At 70.0% G+C, this 17,627-nt stretch carries 14 protein-coding genes, 1 other RNA gene and 1 pseudogene; 12 read left to right on the forward strand and 4 right to left on the reverse strand.

Features of this window, described 5'->3' with window-relative positions; translation table 11 throughout:
• Positions 1–867: 867 nt before the first annotated feature.
• From J2739_RS05300 to J2739_RS05310, 3 genes and pseudogenes are all read left to right on the forward strand, one after another.
• Positions 868–1,722 (forward strand): annotated as a pseudogene (locus J2739_RS05300) (RecB family exonuclease); the annotation flags it as partial.
• Positions 1,723–1,824: 102 nt separating this feature from the next.
• The gene (locus J2739_RS05305) at positions 1,825–5,091 is read left to right on the forward strand and encodes a UvrD-helicase domain-containing protein (RefSeq protein ID WP_309899953.1); all 3,267 of its coding nucleotides are present in this window, start codon (positions 1,825–1,827) and stop codon (positions 5,089–5,091) included.
• Positions 5,088–6,338 (forward strand): TIGR03862 family flavoprotein, encoded by a 1,251-nt coding sequence (locus J2739_RS05310; RefSeq protein ID WP_309899271.1) that lies wholly within the window; start codon positions 5,088–5,090, stop codon positions 6,336–6,338. Before J2739_RS05305 ends, J2739_RS05310 begins: the two co-directional genes overlap by 4 nt.
• Before the next feature lie 117 nt (positions 6,339–6,455).
• Here J2739_RS05310 and ffs read toward each other — a convergent pair.
• Both ffs and J2739_RS05320 read right to left on the reverse strand, forming a co-directional pair.
• Positions 6,456–6,552: signal recognition particle sRNA small type (ffs, locus tag J2739_RS05315), an RNA gene on the reverse strand.
• A 37-nt stretch (positions 6,553–6,589) separates the two neighbouring features.
• Positions 6,590–7,708 carry a M12 family metallopeptidase gene (locus J2739_RS05320; protein ID WP_309899273.1) on the reverse strand — a complete coding sequence of 373 codons (1,119 nt, stop codon included), beginning with the start codon at positions 7,706–7,708 and terminating at the stop codon, positions 6,590–6,592.
• Positions 7,709–7,831: 123 nt separating this feature from the next.
• Here J2739_RS05320 and dnaX point away from each other — a divergent pair, with 123 nt between their 5' ends.
• The 7 genes from dnaX (at position 7,832) to J2739_RS05355 (ending at position 13,967) form a co-directional block, all read left to right on the forward strand.
• The gene (dnaX, locus tag J2739_RS05325; protein ID WP_309899275.1) at positions 7,832–9,652 is read left to right on the forward strand and encodes a DNA polymerase III subunit gamma/tau; all 1,821 of its coding nucleotides are present in this window, start codon (positions 7,832–7,834) and stop codon (positions 9,650–9,652) included.
• Between the two features lie 45 nt (positions 9,653–9,697).
• Entirely contained in the window at positions 9,698–10,030 is a 333-nt protein-coding gene (locus tag J2739_RS05330) for a YbaB/EbfC family nucleoid-associated protein (RefSeq protein ID WP_019653034.1), read from the forward strand.
• A gap of 8 nt (positions 10,031–10,038) precedes the next feature.
• Positions 10,039–10,629, forward strand: a complete 591-nt coding sequence (gene recR / locus J2739_RS05335) for a recombination mediator RecR (RefSeq protein ID WP_309899277.1) — start codon at positions 10,039–10,041, stop codon at positions 10,627–10,629.
• A complete protein-coding gene (locus tag J2739_RS05340; RefSeq protein ID WP_309899279.1) occupies positions 10,626–11,018 on the forward strand; it encodes an MAPEG family protein in 393 nt (130 codons plus the stop codon). The genes recR and J2739_RS05340 overlap by 4 nt, the downstream gene beginning before the upstream one ends.
• A gap of 124 nt (positions 11,019–11,142) precedes the next feature.
• Entirely contained in the window at positions 11,143–12,180 is a 1,038-nt protein-coding gene (locus J2739_RS05345) for an ABC transporter substrate-binding protein (protein WP_309899281.1), read from the forward strand.
• Between the two features lie 48 nt (positions 12,181–12,228).
• On the forward strand, positions 12,229–13,134 hold the full coding sequence (locus J2739_RS05350; protein ID WP_309899283.1) for an ABC transporter ATP-binding protein: 906 nt from the start codon (positions 12,229–12,231) through the stop codon (positions 13,132–13,134).
• Entirely contained in the window at positions 13,134–13,967 is an 834-nt protein-coding gene (locus tag J2739_RS05355; protein WP_309899285.1) for an ABC transporter permease, read from the forward strand. The genes J2739_RS05350 and J2739_RS05355 overlap by 1 nt, the downstream gene beginning before the upstream one ends.
• Positions 13,968–13,997: 30 nt before the next feature.
• On the opposite strand, the gene J2739_RS05360 is transcribed toward J2739_RS05355, so the two are convergent.
• Together J2739_RS05360 and gloB are read right to left on the reverse strand one after the other, a co-directional pair.
• Positions 13,998–15,587, reverse strand: a complete 1,590-nt coding sequence (locus J2739_RS05360) for a transglycosylase SLT domain-containing protein (protein ID WP_309899287.1) — start codon at positions 15,585–15,587, stop codon at positions 13,998–14,000.
• Positions 15,584–16,381: a hydroxyacylglutathione hydrolase gene (gene gloB, locus J2739_RS05365; protein ID WP_309899289.1), complete on the reverse strand. Its 798-nt coding sequence runs from the start codon at positions 16,379–16,381 to the stop codon at positions 15,584–15,586. The genes J2739_RS05360 and gloB overlap by 4 nt, the downstream gene beginning before the upstream one ends.
• A 19-nt stretch (positions 16,382–16,400) precedes the next feature.
• Between gloB and J2739_RS05370 the strand changes: the two genes are divergently transcribed.
• Both J2739_RS05370 and rnhA read left to right on the forward strand, forming a co-directional pair.
• Positions 16,401–17,177, forward strand: coding sequence for a class I SAM-dependent methyltransferase (locus J2739_RS05370; RefSeq protein WP_309899955.1), 777 nt, complete (start codon positions 16,401–16,403; stop codon positions 17,175–17,177).
• On the forward strand, positions 17,174–17,623 hold the full coding sequence (gene rnhA / locus J2739_RS05375) for a ribonuclease HI (RefSeq protein ID WP_309899291.1): 450 nt from the start codon (positions 17,174–17,176) through the stop codon (positions 17,621–17,623). Before J2739_RS05370 ends, rnhA begins: the two co-directional genes overlap by 4 nt.
• Positions 17,624–17,627: the final 4 nt, after the last annotated feature.

Raw genomic sequence — 17,627 nt, forward strand, 5'->3', positions numbered from 1 at the left:
CTGGTGACCACCGATCGCGCCCTGACGCGCCGCATCAGTGCCCAGCTGATCGCCCATGGCGTGCAGCCTCAGGACGAGACCGGTTGGAAGCTCTCCACGACACGCGCTGCCGCCACGCTGATGAGCGCCTTGCGTGCCTGCGCCCACGATGCCTCCAGCGACCAGGTGCTGGATTGGCTCAAGAACGCCGCCTTCGATGGCCGCGCGATCCGCGCGCTGGAGAAGCGCCTGCGCGAGCGCGGCATGCGCGACTGGCGCAGCTGGTGCCTCTTCGCCGCGGCCAGTGAACACCCCCGCGACCAGGACCTGCTCGCCTACACCAACGACATCGAGACGCTGCGCGCGGCGCTCGCCCGCGCGAGGCCGCTGGCCGAGTGGCTCCAGGCGACGCGCGCGCTGCTCGAGGCCGCCGGCCAATGGCCTGCGCTCCAGCAGGACGTGGTCGGCGCCGAGCTGATCGGTGCGCTCTATCTCGACATCGAGGGCAGTGAAATGCGCGGCACGCGCTGCACCCTCGCGGAGTTCACCGCCTGGGTGCGCGACGTGCTCGAGGCTGCGAGCGTGCGCCTGCCCTCCGACGAGGACATTCCGCGGGTAGTGGTGCTGCCGCTGCACCAGTTGCTGGGCCGCGCCTTCGGCGCCGTCGTGCTGCCGGGCTGCGACGATCATCGGCTGCCTGCTTCGCCCGAGCCGCCCGGCGACTGGACGGCGGCGCAACGCCTCGCATTGGCGCTGCCCGCGCGCGAGGTGCTGGAGGGGGCCCAGCGCGCGGCCTGGGCCGTGGCATTGGGCGCGCCGCACTGCGACCTGCTGTGGCGCCGCTTCGATGCCGCCGGCGAGCCCGTGCATCCCAGCGCCTTGCTGCAGATGCTGCAGCTGGATCACGCCACGGCCACGGCCGCGGACCCACGCGTCGCAGTCCAGGTGCCCGCGCGCCCGACGCCGCGGCCGCAGCCGCACGGCGATGCACTGCTGCCCGCCACGCTGTCCTCGACCGCCTATGAAGACTTGCGCCGCTGCCCCTATCGCTTCTTCGCGATGCGCCAGCTCGGCCTGCGCAGCAGCGACGAGCTCGATGCCGAAGTCGACAAGCGCGATTTCGGCAACTGGCTGCATGCGGTGCTCGGCCATTTCCATGAGGCACTGGCACACACACCCGATGCAGACCTGGACGCGCGTCTCGCCTTGATGGCCACGGCCGAGCAAGCGGCAACGCGCGAGTTCGGCCTGTCGCAAGCCGAGTTCCTCCCCTTTGCCGCGGCCTGGCCCGCGGTGCGCGACGGCTACCTTGCCTGGCTCGCCATGCATGAGCAGGACGAGCACGCCGTATTCGTCGAATCCGAGCCTTGGAAGGAACTGGCGCTGGGCAGCGTGAAGCTGGTCGGCCGGCTGGACCGCGTCGATGCCACGGCCGACGGACGCCCTTTCGTGATCGACTACAAGACCGAGTCGGTCGACAAGACCCGGGATCGCATCAAGGATCCCACCGAGGACACGCAGCTCGCTTTCTACGCCGCCCTGTTCCCCGACGACCGCCTGCGTGCGGCTTACGTCAACGTCGGCGAGAAGGCGTCGGGCACGCGCACCGTCGAGCAGACCGATGTGATCGCCGCACGCGATGCCCTGGTGGCCGGCGTCATGGACGACCTCGCGCGCATCGGACGCGGTGCGGCACTGCCCGCCCTGGGCGAGGGCGCGGTATGCGAGTACTGCGCCGCGCGTGGCCTGTGCCGCAAGGATTTCTGGAGCGATGAGCCCGCGCTGCCGGCTGCAGCTGCGGCGGCCGCGCCGAAGGCGAAGGCCCTGGAAGCCTCGGGCCCGCCCATGCCTGCAGCGCCTCCGAAGGCGGCCGCCTATGAGCACAACGGCGCCGGCGTCTCGCGCGAGCGCTTCTATGCCATTGCCTGCGACCCGCGCCGCTCGGTGGCAGTGGAGGCCTGCGCGGGCGCGGGCAAGACCTGGATGCTGGTCTCGCGCATCCTGCGCGCCTTGCTCGAGGAGGGCGAAAACGCCTGCGCGCCGCACGAGATCCTCGCCATCACCTTTACCAAGAAAGCGGCCGGCGAGATGCGCGAGCGGCTCGACCAGTGGCTGGAAGCCTTCGCGGCGCTGCCCGTCGAGGCACTGGTGCCGGAGCTGGTCATGCGCGGCATGGACCGGCCCTCCGCCGAGGCCCGCGCGCCGCGGCTGCAGGGGCTCTACCGCGAGCTGCTCGCGGGCGGCCGGCCGGTGCAGTTCCGTACCTTCCATGCCTGGTTCGCCGGCCTGCTGCGCAGTGCGCCGGTCGCCGTGCTCGAGCGCCTGCGGCTGCCCGCCAACTACCAGCTGCTCGAGGACGATGCCGAGGCGCGTGCGCGTGTCTGGCGCCCCTTCTTCGCGGCCGTCGCGGAGGACGCCGAGGCCGCCGCCGACTACCGGGCGCTGGTCGCGCACTACGGCCGCTCGCAGACCGCCAAGGCGCTCGACGAGGCGCTGACGCGGCGTGTCGAATTCGTGCTCGCCGACGCCCACGGTGCGGTCGAGGACGCCGTGGTGCCCATGGGCGAGTTCTATCCCGACTTCGCCGGCGCCGAGACGCCCGAGGATCGGCTGCTGCACGATCCCGCCTCCCGCGCAGCCCTGCTCGCCGCGGCGCGCGCGCTCGGCCGCGCCAGTGCGCCGACCTTTTCGCAAAAGGGCGTGAAGCTGGAGCATGCCGTGGCCAGGGGCCGCGTGCCCGGCGTGCTCGACGCGCTGCTCACGCAGAAGGGCGAGCCGCGCAAGTTCAGCGACAAGCTCGCCGGCGTGGAAGACGTGCGCGCCGCGCAGCAGTACGTGCAGCAGTACTGCGAAGCGCAGGCCCAGCATGCCGCCTGGCTCTACCAGCAGCGGATGGCGCGGCTGACCCGCCTGCTCATCCGCTGCTTCGCCGAGGTCAAGGCGGCCCACGGATGGGTCGACATGAACGACGTCGAGCAGGCGGCGCACCTGCTGCTTGGCAACGCCGAGCTGTGGGGCTGGGTGCAGGAGCGGCTCGACGCGCGCGTGCGGCACCTGCTCATCGACGAGTTCCAGGACACCAATCCGCTGCAATGGCAGGCGCTGCACGGCTGGCTGGGCAGCTATGCGGGCGCGGGCGGGCGGCGACCGGGCGTGTTCATCGTCGGCGATCCGAAGCAGAGCATCTATCGTTTCAGGCGCGCCGAGCCGCAGGTGTTCATCGCGGCCAAGCAGTTCGTCCAGGAAGGACTCGACGGAGACCTGCTCAACTGCGACCACACGCACCGCAATGCACAGGCCGTGGTGAGCCTGGTCAATGCGGCGATGGGCGATGCACAGCGCGCCGGCGAGTTCAGCGGATTCCGCGACCACACCACCGAATCGCGCGCCGCGGGGCGGGTGCGCAAGCTGCCGCCGATCCCGCGCGACGCGATCGCGCCGAGGGAGCAGGGCGGCGTCGCGAACGAGGAGGGCCTGCTGCCCTGGCGCGACAGCCTCGTCACGCCGCGCGTGCTGCCCGAAGAAAAGCTGCTGCAGAAGGAATGCGAGCAGGCCGCGCGCTGGATCGCCGGGCGCATTGCGCAAGGTCTTGCACCCAGCCGCATCATGGTGCTGGCGCGCCGTCGAAGCCGGCTCGCGGCGCTGCAGGACGAGTTGCGCAAGCTGCACATCGCCGTCCAGCAGCCCGAGAAGAATGATCTGCACGATGCGCCCGAGGTGCAGGACATGGTGGCGCTGCTCGATGCGCTGGTCTCGCCGGACCACGACCTGTCGCTGGCGCGCGCGCTGCGCTCGCCGCTCTTCGGGCTCGACGACGATGCGCTGGTCGCCCTGGCGCTGCGCCGGCGCGAACACGGCGCGAGCTGGTTCGAGCTGTTGCAGGCGCCGGACCTGTCGCCGCCGCTCGCGGGCATCGGGCCCCGCCTGCGCCAATGGCAACGCTGGCTGGCCGACTGGCCGCCGCACGATGCGCTGAGTGCGATCTACCACGACGCGGACGTGCTCGGCCGGTTCGCGGCCGCCGCGCCGGCGGCACTGCGCGCCGGCGTGCTCGGCAACCTGCGCGGGCTGATGGCCGCGTCGCTCGAGCTCGACGGTGCGCGTTTCGCCACGCCATACGCCTTCGTGCGCGCGCTGCGCCGGGGCGGCACCCGCGCGCCCTCGGTCGCTGCGGCCGATGCGGTGCAGCTGCTCACCGTGCACGGCGCCAAGGGCCTGGAGGCAGACCTGGTGTTGATGCTGGACACCGACGCTTCGGCGCAGCGCACGCAGACCATGGGCGTGCTCGTCAAGTGGCCGGGCCAGGCGGCGGCGCCGGAGCGCTTCGTCTTCGTCGCGAGCGAGAAGAGGCCGCCGGCTTGCACCGTCCGCGACCTGGCGCAGGAGGAGGCCGCGCGCCATCGCGAGGAGATCAATGCGCTCTACGTGGCGACCACGCGCGCGCGCGGCGAGCTGGTGCTGTCGGCGGTGCCGGCCGCGCGGCCGGACGGCCGCAGCTGGTGGTCGCGCCTCGAAGCGCTTTGCGAGCCCATCGATGCGGCGGCCGACGCAGGCGCGCCGCTGGCCGGAGCGTCGCCTGCAACGGCCGCCTTCGCCATGCTCCAGCTGCCGGTGCCGGTCGGCCTGGCGCGCACGGCGTCGCGCGTCGCGGCGAGGAGCGCCGACTCGCGCGCGTCGGCCCTGGGCCAGGCGATGCACCGCCTGCTCGAGTGGGCGCAGCCGGGCGTGCCGCCGGCACCGGCCCACGTGCGTGCTGCGGGCCGCGAGTTCGGGCTCGACGCCGACACGGCCAGGGTCGCCGCTGCGATGGCGCAGCGCATCCGCGCGGGTGGAGGCGCCTGGGCATGGGATACCGACGCGCTCGCGTGGCAGGGCAATGAGGTGACGCTGGTCCACCGGGGCGAGGTGCTGCGCATCGACCGCCTGGTGCGGCATCGCGCGAGCGGCGTCTGGTGGGTGCTCGACTACAAGTCGGCGGCCCGTCCCGAGCGCGACGCAACGCTGATCTCGCAGCTGCAGCGCTACCGCGATGCGGTGCAGGAGGCCTGTCCCGGCGAGGCCGTGCGAGCAGCCTTCCTCACCGGACAGGGCGAACTGGTGGACGTCGAATGAGCGGCGGCAAGGTCGAGAAGATCGCCGTCATCGGCGGCGGCCCGGCCGGCCTCATGGCGGCCGAGGTGCTGAGCGCACGGGGCTTGCCCGTGCATCTCTACGACGCCATGCCCTCGGTCGGCCGCAAGTTCCTGCTGGCGGGGCGCGGCGGCCTGAATCTCACGCATGCCGAACCCTTCGAGCCCTTCGCCAGCCGCTTCGGCGCGCGCCGTGCGCAGGTCGAGCCACTGCTGCGCGACTTCGGTCCCCAGGCGCTGCGCGACTGGGTGCACGGCCTCGGCATCCAGACCTTCGTCGGCAGCTCGGGCCGCGTGTTCCCCACCGACATGAAGGCGGCGCCGCTGCTGCGTGCCTGGCTGCATCGGCTGCGCGGGGCCGGCGTGCAGTTCCACATGCGTCATCGCTGGCGAGGCTGGTCCGGCGCGGGTGCGCTGCGCTTCGCCACGCCGAGCGGCGAGCTGGAGGTGATGCCCGAGGCCACCGTGCTGGCCCTCGGCGGCGCCAGCTGGTCGCGGCTGGGTTCCGACGGCGCGTGGGTGCCCTGGCTCGCTGCGCGCGGCGTGGAGGTGGCGCCGCTCGCGCCGGCGAACTGCGGCTTCGACATCGGCTGGACGCCGTACTTCGCCGAGCGCTTCGCCGGCAAGCCCTTCAAATCGGTGGCGATTTCGTGCAGCGATGCGCGAGGCCGCCGCTTCGCGCGCAAGGGCGAGTTCGTTGCGACCGCGACCGGCATCGAAGGCAGCCTGGTCTATGCGGCCTCGGCCTTGCTGCGCGACGAGATCGCCTTGCAGGGCAGCGCCACCCTGTGGCTCGACCTGCTGCCCGACCGCAGCGCCGAGCAGGTGCGCGCGGCCGTGTTGCATCCGCGCGGGGCGCGCTCGGTGGCCAGCCACCTGAAGAGCCGGCTTGGCCTCGAGGGCATCAAGGCTGCCGTGCTGCACGAGGTGCTCACGCGCGACGAAATGCATGCGCCCGAGAAGCTGGCCGAGACGCTCAAGGCGCTGCCGCTGCGGCTGGTCGCGCCGAGGCCCATCGACGAGGCCATCAGCAGCGCCGGTGGCGTGCGCTTCGAGGCGCTCGACGCGCATCTGATGAGCACCGCGCTGCCCGGCCTCTTCTGCGCCGGCGAGATGCTCGACTGGGAGGCGCCCACGGGCGGCTATCTGCTGACCGCCTCGATGGCCAGCGGCGTGGTCGCCGCGCGAGGTGTCCTGCGGTGGCTGGAGCGCGACGAACGCCGATCTTGAGATGGCGTACTCGTGTACTTGATGTGCGACGGCGCTCGAGCACCATTCACGGTGACGAGGGCTTCGCAGAGCAAAAAAAAGCCGCGTGGACGCACGCGGCTTTTTTACGGATGTGAGGTTGACGAGCCTTACCCCCGGCACTGGCTACGCAGTTAGGGCTGCTTGGTTCCCCACCTGACCCGGTTGGCCACTTCACCATGCGGGGAGGCCCGTCAGCCGCAATTGTAGGCGACGCCCCGAGGCCCCTCGGTTCACCAGGCCATCAGCGAAGTCTCGAGGGCCGCATCGGCGTAGAAGAGGCGCACGCCCACGAGGTAGTGCCGGCCCTTCTGCAGGCGCATGCTCACGCGTGCGTTGCGTTCGGTGCCGCTGTCGTCGTTGCCCGCGATCTGCACATTGCCAGCGGGCGTGACCTCGAACAGCACCAGCACCGTGTCCGACGTGCCGAAGGTGCCGATCTGGTAGGTGCGCGTGCGCGCCGGCACGAATTCGAAGTTGCGGGTTTCGCCGGCCTTGAGCTTGAGCAGTTGCGAGAGGCCAACCTTGAGCGTGCCCACCGCCGGCGCCCGCACGCCAGGATAGGACTCCACCACCCAGGCCTTGTCGGCGTACGACAGCCCGCCCTTGGGCACCAGCCCCTCCCGGTATTGCGCGGGAGCGTCGATCAGGCCGGGCTCGAAGTGGTACTCCATCACCGAGTCGGGGTCCCAGGTCGTGCCCTTGACCTCGGCGGCCGGGATCTTGCGCAGGACGTTCCACTCGATCTGCGCCTCCTGCCAGTGGTTGGGCGCGCCCGAGAAGTAGTCGAGCACCGCCTGCCGGTTCCAGGTGATGCCGGCGTTCGGATTCTGGTGCTCATGCTCCAGGCCCAGCGTGTGGCCGATCTCGTGCAGCGCAGTGTCGTGGCCGTAGTCGGTGTTGAGCGGCCAACCGAAGTTCATCGTCCGCTGCAGCGGGTCGCGCACGTTCAGCACGTCGCGGCCCACGTAGGACCAGGAACCGTCCTGCGGATCGAAGCCGATGCGCACGGTCGCGTCCTCCGGCGCCTCCACGCGGCGGAAGCCGATGCCGATGCCCAGCTTCGCCCAGGCCTCGAAGGCCTGGTCCACCACCTCCACGTCGGCCGTGTTGCCCTGCCACGCGGCCGGCACGCCGTCGCCGCGCTTGTAGCAGTAGTAGCCGAGCTGCGTGCCGTTCACCCATTTCTTGCTCGCGGCCAGGATGGCGGAGGCGCGGCCGGCCGAGACGCTGCTGTCGAACTGGCGCGGCGCCTGCACGGGCTGCATGCAATAGCGCCGCCCGGCCGACGGCTGGGACTTGGCCTTGCCGGCCGGCGCGCGCGCGGCGGCCCTGGGATGCGCAGTGGGCATGTCGCTCTCCTGGGAAGACCCTGCCATGCTAGGGGCGATACCGCGAAAATCTATAAGTAAAAAGGCCTATGTCGCGCCGGAGGATCGCCTGAGCCGCTTCGGGTGACAACCTAGAATGCGCCGATGGCCTACCTCGTTCTCGCCCGAAAACACCGCCCCAGGACCTTCAGCGAGATGGTGGGCCAGGAGCACGTGGTGCAGGCGCTCGAGAACGCGCTCACCTCCCAGCGGCTGCACCACGCCTACCTCTTCACCGGAACCCGCGGCGTCGGCAAGACCACCGTCTCGCGCATCCTGGCCAAGTCGCTCAACTGCCAGGGGCCCGACGGGCAGGGCGGCATCACCGCCGCGCCCTGCGGCGTGTGCCAGGCCTGCAAGGACATCGATTCGGGCCGCTTCGTCGACTACACCGAGCTGGACGCGGCCTCGAACCGCGGCGTGGACGAGGTGCAGGCCCTGCTGGAACAGGCGGTCTACAAGCCGGTGCAGGGCCGCTTCAAGGTCTTCATGATCGACGAGGTGCACATGCTCACCGGGCATGCCTTCAACGCCATGCTGAAGACGCTCGAAGAGCCGCCGGAGTACCTCAAGTTCGTGCTGGCGACCACCGACCCGCAGAAGGTGCCGGTCACGGTGCTGTCGCGCTGCCTGCAGTTCAACCTGCGGCCGATGGCGCCCGAGACGGTGCTCGAGCATCTCACGCGCGTGCTGCAGACCGAAGCCGTGCCGGCCGAGCCGCATGCGCTGCGGCTGATCGCGCGCGCGGCCCGCGGCTCGATGCGCGATGCACTGTCGCTGACCGACCAGGCGATCGCCTTCGGCAACGGCGAACTGACCGAGGGCGGCGTGCGGCAGATGTTGGGCAGCGTCGACCGGGGCCATGTGTTCCGCCTGATCGAAGCCCTGGCGCAGGGCGATGGCCGGACGGTGGTCGAGACCGCCGAGGGCCTGCGCCGCGACGGCCTGTCGGCCGCCTCCACGCTCGAGGAGATGACCGCCGTGCTGCAAGCCATGGCCGTGCTGCAGGCCGTGCCGGCGCGCGCAGAGACCGGCGATGCGGGCGACCCCGATGCAGCCGAGACCGCGCGCCTGGCGGCCGCGATGCCGGCCGACGAGACGCAGCTGCTCTACAGCCTGTGCCTGCACGGCCGCGGCGAGCTGGGCCTGGCGCCCGACGAGTACGCCGCGCTCACCATGGTTCTGCTGCGCCTGCTGGCCTTCAAGCCTGCGGCTGTGGCCGGTGCGGAAAAAAAAACTCTGAATGAAGCGCGCGCTGCCGCGCCGGAGCGCGCGCAGGCACCCCGGGCCCCGGTCGTCGCGGCGGCACCCGCAGCGCAGGCGGAGACCGCACCCGCTGCAACGAGCGCAACGAGCGCAACGAGCGCCGCACCTCCGGGCCACCGTCTGCCCGTGCGCGAGGAGGGTCGCCTCGCCGCCGCGCCGCCCGCGTCCGAAGCCGCCACCGCGGCGGCCCAAGTGCTCGCCATGCAGGTCCGCGTGCAGCCTCCGCCCGGCGCGCGCGACGTGGCGCGCGACAGCGTTCCGCCGCCCATCCAGCCCAGCGAGGAGGGCGACTTCTGGCATGCGACCGTCACGCAACTGGTGGCGGCCGAGGCGGTCACCGCGCTGGCGCGCGAGCTGGCGCTTCAATCGCAACTGGTGGCGCGCGATGTCGACCAATGGCTGCTGCGCGTCGAGCGCGAGTCGCTCAACCAGGCGGGCAGCCGCGACAAGCTGCAGGCGGCCCTGGCGGCGCTGGGCCATGAAGTGAGGCTCGCCATCGAGATCGGCTCCGTGGCCGACAGCCCGGCGCGCCGCAACAAGCAGGCGGCCGACGCGCGGCAGCACGCGGCCGAAGAAGCGATCCGCAACGACCCCGAGGTGCAATCCATGATGCGCGACTGGGACGCCAGGATCGTGCCGGGCACGCTGCGGCCTGCCTGAACCGATTTATTCTTCTTTCATCATCCAACGACGACAGGACCAACGATGTTCAACAAAGGACAACTGGCCGGCCTCATGAAGCAGGCGCAGGCAATGCAGGAGAACCTCAAGAAGGCGCAGGAAGAGCTGGCGACCATCGAGGTCGAGGGCGAGTCGGGCGCCGGCCTGGTGAAGGTCGTGATGACCTGCAAGCACGACGTCAAGCGCATCACCATCGACCCCAGCCTGCTGGCCGACGACAAGGACATGCTGGAAGACCTGGTGGCCGCCGCCTTCAACGCCGCGGTCCGCAAGGCCGAGGAAACCAGCGAGCAGAAGATGGGCAAGCTGACCGCCGGCATGCCGGGCCTGCCGCCCGGCATGAAGCTCCCCTTCTAAGCCTGCGCATGGCGGACTCCAGCGCGGTCGATGCCTTGATCGAGGCCTTGCGCCGCTTGCCCGGTGTCGGCGTCAAGTCGGCCTCGCGCATGGCCTTCCACCTGCTCCAGCACGACCGCGATGCCATGCAGCGGATCGCGCGCGCATTGCAGGAGGCTGCGGCCGAGGTGCGGCATTGCGAGCGCTGCAACACCTTCACCGAAGCGCCGGTGTGCAGCGTGTGCCTCGATGCGCGCCGCGACGCCACCAAGCTGTGCGTGGTCGAAACGCCGGCCGACCAGGCGGCGCTGGAGCGTACCGGCGCCTTCCGCGGCTATTACTTCGTGCTGATGGGCAAGCTGAGCCCGCTCGACGGCATCGGCCCCAAGGACATCGGGATCTCGAAGCTGTTCGAGCGTGCGCTCGACGGCGCGGTGAGCGAGGTCATCCTCGCCACCAACTTCACGGCCGAGGGCGAGGCCACCGCGCACGTGATCGGCGAGGCGCTGCGGCAGCGCGGACTCACCGTCACGCGGCTCGCGCGCGGCGTGCCGGCCGGCAGTGAGCTCGAGTACGTGGACCTCGGCACCATCGCGCACGCGCTGGTGGACCGGCGATGAGCCTCTCCTCGCTGACGCTCGCCTATTGGTGCGTGCTGGTGGCGGCGCTGCTGCCCTATGCCGCGGCCTATGCCGCGAAGGCCGGCAGCTTCAAGCCGCGCGACAACCAGGCGCCGCGCGACTGGATGGGGCGCCAGGCCGGCTGGCGGGCGAGGGCGATCGGCGCGCAGGCCAACAGTTTCGAGGGCCTGCCTTTCTTCATCGGCGCGGTCGTCATCGCGCATCAACTCGGTGCGGCGCAGACCACCCTCGACAGGCTGGCCGCGGCTTATGTCGTGCTGCGCGTCATCTACATCGTGCTCTACATCCGTGGCCTCGGAACGGCGCGCAGCGCCGTCTGGGCGCTGGCGTTCGCCGTCAATATCGCGATGCTTTTCGCCGGCCGCTAGCGCTTGGCCGGTTGGTCTTGATGTTTACGTGAAAACCCGCACGGGATGTTCCCGATGCAGGCAGATGGCGCGCGCCCCTAAGCTCGATTCGAACAAAGAACCCAGAGAGCCAGGGCCACCACGCATGCTCCATCGCCGCAGCTTCACCGTCGCCGCAGCCCTGGGTGCCGCATCCATCGCGGTACCGCTGTGGGTGCGCGCGCAGGCCAAGCTCGAGAAGCCGAAGATCGCGATCGCGGTCGGCGGCAAGGCGGCCTTCTACTACCTGCCGCTCACCATCGCCGAGCAGCTGGGCTACTTCAAGGCTGAAGGCCTGGAGGTCGAGATCTCCGACTTCGCCGGCGGTGCGCGCGCGCTGCAGGCGGTGGTGGGCGGCTCGGCCGACGTGTGCTCGGGCGCCTACGAGCACACCATCAACCTGCAGGCCAAGAACCAGATCTTCCAGGCTTTCGTGCTGCAGGGTCGCGCGCCGCAGATCGCGATCGGCGTGTCGACCAAGAACATGGCGAGCTACGCAGGCATCGCCGATCTCAAGGGCAGGAAGATCGGCGTGTCTGCGCCGGGCTCGTCCACCAACATGGTGGCCAACCTGGTGCTCTCGCGCGGCGGCCTCAAGGCGAGCGACGTGAGCTTCATCGGCGTGGGCGTGGCCGCCGGCGCATTGACGGCGCTGCGCTCCGGCCAGATCGACGCCATCAGCAACACCGACCCGGTGATGACCATGCTCGAGCAGAAGGGCGACGTGAAGATCATCAGCGACACGCGCACGCTGAAGGGCACGCAGGAGGTGTTCGGCGGCCCGATGCCGGCGGGGTGCCTGTATGCGCCGGCCGAATTCGTCCAGAAGCATCCCAACACCTGCCAGGCACTGGCCAACGCGATCGTGCACGGCCTCAAGTGGCTGCAGACCGCCGGGCCGGGCGACATCATCAAGACGGTGCCCGAGACCTACCTGCTCGGTGACCGCGCGCTGTACCTGGCTTCTTTCGACAAGGTGCGCGAGGCGATCGCGACCGACGGCATCGTGCCGGCCGAGGGGCCGAAGACGGCGCTGGCCGCGATCGCGAGCTTCGACCCGACGGTGAAGGCCGACAGGATCGACCTCGGCAAGACCTACACCAACGAGTTCGCGCGCCGCGCGAAGGACCGATTCAAAGCCTGAGTTGCCCGTTTTCGCGCCCGGCTCCTGCCGGGTTTTTTTATTTCGTCCATGTCTGACGACGCCGACCACGCGCTCGAACTGCTCGACATCAGCTGCACTTTCCGCTCCAAGGACGAGCGCGGGCAGCGCTACACGGCAGTGGCCGGCACTTCGCTGCGGGTGCGTGCGGGCGAGTTCGTCTCGGTGGTCGGGCCCACGGGCTGCGGGAAGTCGACGCTGCTCAACGTCGGCGCGGGCCTGCTCGAACCTTCCTCCGGCACGGTGAAGGTGTTCGGCCAGCCGCTGACGGGCGTCAATGCGCGCGCGGGCTACATGTTCCAGACCGAGGCACTGATGCCCTGGCGCAGCGCGCTCGCGAATGTGATGCTTGGATTGCAGTACCGCGGTATGCCCGACGACGCGGCAAGGACGCTGGCCGAACAGTGGCTGGCGCGCGTCGGCCTGGGAGGCTTCGGCGACCGCTATCCGCACGAGCTCTCGGGCGGCATGCGAAAGCGCACGGCGCTGGCGCAGGTGCTGGCGCTGGACCCCGACATCATCCTGATGGACGAGCCCTTCAGCGCGCTCGACGTGCAGACGCGGCAGCTCATGGAGAACGAAGTGCTCGAACTCTGGGCCGCCCCCAGCACCGGGCGCCGCGCCGCCCCGGCGCCGGTGCTCACACCGGCGGCGGGTGGGCGCGCAGCGCCTGCCGGCCAACAAGGACGAAAGGCGGTGCTCTTCATCACGCACGACCTCGACGAGGCGATCGCCATGAGCGATCGCGTGGTGGTGCTCTCGGCCGGTCCGGCCACGCATCCGATCGGCGAGTTCGTCATCGACCTCGCGCGCCCGCGCGACGTGGCTGAGGTGCGCACGCACCCGCGATTCGTCGAACTCCACTCGCAGATCTGGAGCGTGCTGCGCGACGAGGTGTTGAAGGGCTACGCGCAGCAGCTGAAGAAGGCCGCCTGATGAGGCTGCGGCCGAACGAAGGCAACGCGCGAGTCTGGCAGCTTGCGCTGCTCATCTTGCTGCTGGTGCTGTGGCACCTGGCGTCGCGCGATTCGAAGATCGCCTTTTTTCTCGGGGAGCCGGTCAAGGTGGCGGGCCGGATCTGGAGCTGGTTCCTGCCGGTAACGATCGCGCCGAACAGGCTCTTCCCCGAAGGGCTCGAGGGCCGTGCCGACATCTACCTGCACCTCGGCGTGACGCTGATCGAGACCGTGCTGGCCTTCGGCATCGGCACCCTGCTGGGCCTCGCCTGCGGGCTCTGGCTGGCCCTGGCGCCGACGGCCAGCCTGATCCTCGATCCTTACATCAAGGCCGCGAACTCCATGCCCCGGGTGATCTTGGCGCCGATCTTTGCGCTGTGGTTCGGCCTGGGCATCTGGAGCAAGGTGGCGCTGGCAGTCACGCTGGTGTTCTTCATCGTGTTCTTCAATGTCTACCAGGGCGTGCGGGAGGTCAGCCCGGTGGTGCTGGCCAATGCGCGCATGCTGGGTGCCAGCCGGCGGCAGCTGCTGCGCACGGTGTACCTGCCGAGCGCGACCAGCTGGGTGTTCTCCAGCCTGCATACCTCCGTCGGGCTGGCCTTCGTCGGCGCCGTGGTGGGCGAGTACCTGGGTTCGGCGCGCGGCGTGGGCTACCTGATCCTGCAGGCCGAAGGCACCTTCGACGTCGACACCGTGTTCGCCGGTATCGTGGTGCTGACCGCCTTTGCGCTGGTGCTCGACGGGCTGGTGGGGCTGATCGAGCGGCGGCTCATGAAGTGGCAGCCGAAGAGCGGCGAGACGGAAAAGATCTGAGCGCCTTGCGCCTTGTCGCGTCGTCTTGCGCTAGCGCTTCTTCTTGGACGGCTTGCCGCCGCGCTTCTCGCGCACGATCTTGCTCGACGACGCCGACCGGTCGACTGGTGCGTTCCTGGCAGCGCTGGTCTTGACGACGCCGCCGCCGCGCTTGCTGGTCACGACCACGGTGCTGTCGTTCCGCCCGCGCCCCGCGCCTCGGCCGACGGCCGCGATGCCCGAGGCGCGCACCGGCAGGAAGACCACCACTTGTCCTCCTCGCTGGAAGACATGGCTGGTCTTGACGTCGTTCCATTCGGCAACGCTGGCGGGGCTGAGCTTGTAGCGGCGGGCGATGCTCGCGACGGTGTCGCTGCGGCCGGCCTTGACCACCGTGCGCCGGGTGACGATCTCGGGCTGGAAGCTCAGGTGGCCGGTGTCGGCGACGGTGGCCTGCACGTCTTCCTGCACGCGCGCGCCGCGCGGCACGATCAGCGTCGAGCCTGCCTTGATCAGCATGCGCGGGGGCACGCTGTTGATGGCGCGCAGGTCGGACTCGCTCATGCCGGCGCGCTGGGCGGCGTCGGCCACGGTCATGGTGGAGGGCACGGTCCAGGCGGTCCAGCTCGCGTACTGGCCCTGGCTGTAGGCCTCGAAATTGCGCTGGAACACGGCGGCGTTGTCCCAGGGCAGCAGGATTTCGGGCGTGCCTGCGGCCAGCAGTACCGGCTTGTGGGCCGAAGGATTGAGCGCGCGGAAGTCCTCGATGTTGACGTCGGCCAGCTTGGCGGCCAGGGCGACGTCGAGGTCGCGCTTGAGCGTGACGGTCTGGAAGTAGGGATGGTTGGCGATCACCGGCAACTCGGCGTTGAAGCGCTCCGGGTTGGCGACGATGTTCTTCACCGCCTGCAGCTTGGGCACGTAGTACCGGGTCTCTGTCGGCATGTTGAGGTCGGCGTAGCCGGTGGGCAGGCCGGCGCGCTGGTTCCTGGCGATGGCGCGGCTCACGTTGCCCTCGCCCCAGTTGTAGGCCGCCAGTGCAAGCTGCCAGTCGCCGAACATGCCGTAGAGCTTCTGCAGGTAGTCGAGCGCGGCGCGGGTCGAGGCGACGACGTCGCGGCGGTCATCGCGGAAGATGTTCTGCTTGAGGTCGAAGTCGGTGCCGGTGGCGGGCATGAACTGCCACATGCCGGCGGCCTTGGCGCTCGAGACGGCCTGCGGGTTGAAGGCGCTCTCGATGTAGGGCAGAAGCGCCAGCTCGGTGGGCATGTCGCGGCGCTCGAGTTCCTCGACGATGTGGAAGATGTAGCGGCTCGAGCGCTCGGTCATGCGCTGCATGTAGTCGGGCCGGCTCGCATACCACTGCTCGCGGTCGCGCACCAGCTCGTTGTCGAGGTCGGGCATCTTGAAGCCGCGACGGATGCGGTCCCACATGTCGACCGGCGGGGCCAGCGTGACCACGGAGCGCGAACGGGTGGTGCCGGAGGTGATGGGGGTCAGCGCACCGCCGGGATAGACCGGCGCCGCGGCAGCGCTCGATGCCGTGGGATCGGAGGAGGCGGAGGAACCCGAGCCGGTGGTGCTCGCACAGCCCGCGAGCAGCAGCGAACCGGCCAGGCAGGCAGCAAGGATGAATTTCATCGGAAGTCGTTTTTCCATTGGCGCAGCGCGGCGAACACGTCGGCCTCGCCGCTTCGTGCGGGAAGGCCGGCATGGGCACGGACCGCTTGCAGGACAGTGGCTTCGCGGCTGCGAAGAAAGGGATTGATACGGCGCTCGATGGCCAGCTGCGAGGGCAGCGTCGGCTCGCCGCGCGCACGCAATGCCTCGCATTGCGCCGTGTAGTGAGTCAGGTCGGCGTTGCCGGGTTCCACCGCCCGTGCGAATCGAAGGTTGGCAAGTGTGTATTCGTGGGCGCAGCACACGCGGGTTTCGCCGGGGAGGGCGGCCAGGGCGTCGAGCGAGGCGAGCATCTGCGCGGCCGTGCCTTCGAAGAGGCGGCCGCAGCCGCCCGAGAACAGCGTGTCGCCGCAGAAGACGAGCGGCGCCGGCGCACCGGCGGCGGTGTTTGCCGCATCGGCCGGCAGGAAGTAGGCGATGTGCCCCGCCGTGTGGCCGGGCACCTCGATCACCTCGAAGCGCAGGCCCAGCACCTCGGCATGGTCGCCTTGCGAGAGGCGCGTGAGGGGCTCGGGAATCGCTTCGGTCGCCGGACCGAAGACCGGCGCGCCCGTGGCGTCGCGCAGGGCCGCGACACCGCCGGTGTGATCGGCATGATGGTGCGTGACTAGAATCGCGGCCAACTGCAGATGGCCGCGGGCGAGTGCATCGAACACCGGCGCGGCGTCGCCCGGGTCGACCACGATCGCGTTGCGCCCGTCCTGCAGCATCCAGATGTAGTTGTCGGCAAAGGCGGGCAGTGGAACGAGCTTCATGAGCGGTCAAATTATAGGTTTGCACGAGTGGTTCCAGACCCCTCCCGGCCGCTACCTGCTGGCGTGGGAGCAGTCCCGCTTCGACCAGGCCGTGGCCGACGTCTTCGGCTATCACGCGCTGCAGCTCGGCCTGGCCGAGGTCGAGGGCCTGCGTGCCAACCGCATGCCGCATCGCTGGCTGGCGCTGGATGATCCGGCGGCGGCTTGCAAGAGCGCCCTCGTCACCGACTTCACGGCGCTGCCTTTTTCGGCCAACAGCCTGGACCTGGTGGTGCTGCCCCATGCGCTGGAACTCAGCCACGACCCGCACGGCACCCTGCGCGAGGTCGAGCGCGTGCTGGTGCCGGAGGGCCGCGTGGTCATCTGCGGGCTCAACCCGGCCAGCCTGTGGGGCATGCGCCAGTGGCGCGCGCACCTGTATCGGCGGCTGGGCTTCGGCGAGCTGTTCCTGCCCGAATCGGGCGACTTCATCGGCTACCGGCGCATGCGCGACTGGCTGCGCCTCCTGAGCTTCGAAGTCGAGTCGGGGGACTTCGGCATCTACCGGCCGGCCGTGCGCAGTGAGACCTGGCTCGAACGCTGCCGCTGGATCGACACCCTGGGCGAGCGTTGGTGGCCGATCTTCGGCGCGGTGTACTTCGTGGTCGCGGTCAAGCGGGTGCGCGGCATGCGGCTGCTGTCGGCCGACTGGCGCCGGGCGGCGCAGCGTGCGAGCGCGCCGGTGCCGATCGCCGGCAAGGTGCACCGCGGACATCACCATCACCGGACACGACAACGACAAGGAAACGGTTCTTGAACGAAGTGCAGATCTACACCGACGGCGCCTGCAAGGGCAACCCAGGCCCTGGCGGCTGGGGCGCCTGGCTCAAGTCGGGGACGACCGAGAAGGAGCTTTTCGGCGGCGAGCTCAACACCACCAACAACCGCATGGAGCTCAAGGCGGTGATCGAGGGACTGGCCGCGCTCAAGCGACCCTGCAAGGTGCTCCTCTACCTCGACAGCCAATACGTGCGCATGGGCATCACCGAATGGATCCGCGGCTGGAAGGCCAAGGGCTGGGTCACCTCGACCAAGCAGCCGGTGAAGAACGTGGAGCTGTGGAAGGAACTGGACAAGCTGGTGTCCGAAGGCGGCCACCAGATCGAATGGCGCTGGGTCAGGGGCCACTCGGGCGATCCGGGCAACGAGCGCGCCGACATGCTGGCCAACAAGGGCGTGGAGCGCGCGCTGGGGCGGCTCTAGGGCG

It is taken from the genome of Variovorax soli (genome assembly GCF_031454625.1).
GTDB lineage: Bacteria > Pseudomonadota > Gammaproteobacteria > Burkholderiales > Burkholderiaceae_C > Variovorax > Variovorax soli_A.

What these genes read in the sequence shown, in the direction of transcription:
- J2739_RS05305 (WP_309899953.1), top strand. Translation starts at nt 1,825, where the DNA reads ATGCCTGCAGCGCCTCCGAAGGCGGCCGCCTATGAGCACAACGGCGCC.
- J2739_RS05310 (WP_309899271.1), top strand. Translation starts at nt 5,088, where the DNA reads ATGAGCGGCGGCAAGGTCGAGAAGATCGCCGTCATCGGCGGCGGCCCG.
- J2739_RS05320 (WP_309899273.1), bottom strand. Translation starts at nt 7,708, where the DNA reads ATGCCCACTGCGCATCCCAGGGCCGCCGCGCGCGCGCCGGCCGGCAAG.
- dnaX (WP_309899275.1), top strand. Translation starts at nt 7,832, where the DNA reads ATGGCCTACCTCGTTCTCGCCCGAAAACACCGCCCCAGGACCTTCAGC.
- J2739_RS05330 (WP_019653034.1), top strand. Translation starts at nt 9,698, where the DNA reads ATGTTCAACAAAGGACAACTGGCCGGCCTCATGAAGCAGGCGCAGGCA.
- recR (WP_309899277.1), top strand. Translation starts at nt 10,039, where the DNA reads ATGGCGGACTCCAGCGCGGTCGATGCCTTGATCGAGGCCTTGCGCCGC.
- J2739_RS05340 (WP_309899279.1), top strand. Translation starts at nt 10,626, where the DNA reads ATGAGCCTCTCCTCGCTGACGCTCGCCTATTGGTGCGTGCTGGTGGCG.
- J2739_RS05345 (WP_309899281.1), top strand. Translation starts at nt 11,143, where the DNA reads ATGCTCCATCGCCGCAGCTTCACCGTCGCCGCAGCCCTGGGTGCCGCA.
- J2739_RS05350 (WP_309899283.1), top strand. Translation starts at nt 12,229, where the DNA reads ATGTCTGACGACGCCGACCACGCGCTCGAACTGCTCGACATCAGCTGC.
- J2739_RS05355 (WP_309899285.1), top strand. Translation starts at nt 13,134, where the DNA reads ATGAGGCTGCGGCCGAACGAAGGCAACGCGCGAGTCTGGCAGCTTGCG.
- J2739_RS05360 (WP_309899287.1), bottom strand. Translation starts at nt 15,587, where the DNA reads ATGAAATTCATCCTTGCTGCCTGCCTGGCCGGTTCGCTGCTGCTCGCG.
- gloB (WP_309899289.1), bottom strand. Translation starts at nt 16,381, where the DNA reads ATGAAGCTCGTTCCACTGCCCGCCTTTGCCGACAACTACATCTGGATG.